The organism is Chitinophagaceae bacterium (genome assembly GCA_007695095.1).
In the GTDB taxonomy this organism is placed as follows: domain Bacteria; phylum Bacteroidota; class Bacteroidia; order Chitinophagales; family REEL01; genus REEL01.
The window spans coordinates 1-2670 of sequence record REEL01000004.1 but is presented as its reverse complement, the minus strand read 5'-3'; the positions used below and the strand labels follow the sequence as shown (position 1 = coordinate 2670).

Annotated in this window: 3 protein-coding genes; all 3 read left to right on the top strand. The window is 31.9% G+C overall.

Annotated elements, in window-relative coordinates:
- The first annotated feature begins 266 nt into the window (after positions 1-266).
- Complete coding sequence (locus tag EA412_00080) at positions 267-1127, top strand: hypothetical protein (protein TVR84883.1); 861 nt, start codon at positions 267-269, stop codon at positions 1125-1127.
- A 65-nt stretch (positions 1128-1192) separates the two neighbouring features.
- Complete coding sequence (locus EA412_00075) at positions 1193-1627, top strand: hypothetical protein (protein TVR84882.1); 435 nt, start codon at positions 1193-1195, stop codon at positions 1625-1627.
- Positions 1614-2670 (top strand): hypothetical protein (locus EA412_00070; protein TVR84881.1); only part of this gene is annotated, 1057 nt, incomplete at its 3' end. The genes EA412_00075 and EA412_00070, both read left to right, overlap by 14 nt.

Here is a 2670-nt window from a genome sequence, read left to right as displayed (position 1 = left end):
AAAAAAACAAAAAAATTATTTCATCATATTAATTTGTAAATCAGTTAATTGTCATGCATAACACACTAAAAAAATACAATTAACACATAGATAACATAAAATAATTTTGGTTAATAAATAAATTGTCTTATATTTGATTTATCAATACTTTCAGCGAATAAACTTTATGTTATTTAAAATCTAAAATCAATTCTCATGAAAAAATTAATCTTATCCCCCCCCCTAACACATTAAAATATTTATGCATTTTAATTGCAATATTTGCTTTGCTTTTAAAGCCTGAAATTATTTTAAGCCAATCTTCCGGTGATACTTTAACACATTCAATACCGGACACAACAGTTTATGTTCCCTCTGATTCTTCTGGAGGCGGGTTAATGGCAGGTGGATCTTGCGATAACTCTATGGAGTGGACATCAATAGGATTAAATATCGTAAAATGTCCGCCTGAAGGAAATGTAGGAATTGGTGTATCTTTTCCATTGGCAAAATTGCATGTAGAGGGAGGAAATACGTTACTTGATGAAAGGGTAGGCATTAATACAAATGCGAATTTTGGTACATTATCTATCAGTGCAGCAATTGAACAAATTGGAACTACTGTTGATATAATTTCACCAGACGATCCAGAAGGCTGGGCAAATCAAATTCGTTTTAGTGAAGGTGTCGGAGGTGTAAGACAGGCACTTAGGCACATTATTGCCGATGATTATTCATCTAACAATTTAGTTATAAGTCCAGGATATAATCTTGAAAGCGGAGCAAATAGAATAGTTGAAGTGAGAGGGAAACTTACAGCCTGCGAAATAGAAGTTGAGCTTGAAAGTTGGTGTGATTTTGTGTTTGAAGAAAATTATCAACTTATGCCATTAAATGAGTTAGAAACTTTTATAAAGACACATCGTCACTTACCGCAAATTCCTTCTGAAGAAGAAGTTGTAAATAACAGATTGAATGTCGGTCAAATGCACTACCTCCAAATGCTTAAAATCGAAGAACTCACGTTATATACTATTGAGCAGCAGAGAGAAATTGAAGCCTTGCGGGCTAAAAAAGATGATTTGAAGCAATTGAGAAGGGAGGTGGAGATGTTGAAGGAACTTTTTAAGGCTGTAACAGTAGATTAAAAATAACTTCCGGCTTTTTTTAATAATAAAATTTGAAGAGTTAAAAATTTAAAAGGAGAAAAGTTATGAAACATTTAAATCTTAAAACAATGATTATAATTGTTTTTATGTCAACATTACTGTTGAATTCATCATGCAAAAAGGATGAACAACATCCATTTGTTAATACAGAATGGCAAATAGTTAGTGCACAGTTTCATATAGATTCAAACTTAGTTTACCCTGAACCCAACCCAGAAAGGCATTTAATCAAATTTGATGATAATAACAATTATTTTTTACAATTAAATAATGGTCATTGTTCAGGGAAGATTTTATTTAAAAATATAATAAGTTTTGACACTCCATTGTGTACGCTTAACGCATGGCATTCTCAATTTGGTAATAAACTCGTCAGCATGCTTACCAAGTTTAAACATTACAAATACTACATACATAGTGAAACAACGATGCAATTAATAGGAATTGAAGGAGAAATTATTAATCTTGAAAAAAATTAATCCCATGAAATTTTTAGCCACAATATTAATTTTGTTTAATGCTTTCGTTTTGAAAGCACAGATATCAACAAATGAGTTACCCGTCAGCTTTCATCATAACATTGAAATTTCTGAACAAACTTTTGAGATAAATTTACCGGCTGTTAATAATGATTCATTAAGAATTTTAGATTCAATTTCTCAGCAAGATGGAGCATACAATTTTGCAATTCCCATAAGGGTGAGTAAAAATTTATTAAATGATGAGACATGTGTGTTAATTGAAGACAGTATTAGAATATGTAGAATAAAACTTATTTCAGACCTATCTCATGCCAGTTTTATTATATTTGATGATTTCTATTTAGCAAAAGGCTCTAAACTATTTGCTTATAATGAAGATAAGTCACAAACATTAGGGGCATTTACATACAGAAATAACAAACCTTACGGAAGATTTTCTATAGGGCCAGTTATAGATGATCATATTATTTTAGAATATGTTGAACCTAAGAATTTTACCGGCAAATCACGTATTCACGTTTCATCTTTTATTCATTCATTTAATGAAGCGTTTAATCACGTAGTTGATGTGGTTGGAAACCCAACGTTTGGCGCCTCTCAGCCTTGTAATTTAAATGTTAACTGTCCTCAAGGAAATGGTTGGTGTAATCAAAGGAGGTCGGTAGCGCTTATAGTCGGCTTACACGATAATGATCATTTAATTGCATTGTGCTCAGGATCATTAATTACAAATGAAAGACGAGATTCAAAGCCATATTTTTTAACAGCTAATCATTGTCTAAATCAAGTAATTGGGGATTATACATACACTCCCTCAGATTTTATTTTTATTTTCAATTATCAAAGTGACGGGTGTAATAATCCGCAGGAAGCACCTGCAGTTACATTTACTATATCCGGTGCAACTCTTCGTGCTAATCATTGTAATTCTGACTTTGCATTATTAGAATTAAGTACACGTCCGCCAGGAAATTTTAATACATACTATAATGGATGGGATAATAGTAGTAATATACCGCAAAGCGGTGCAACCATAAGTC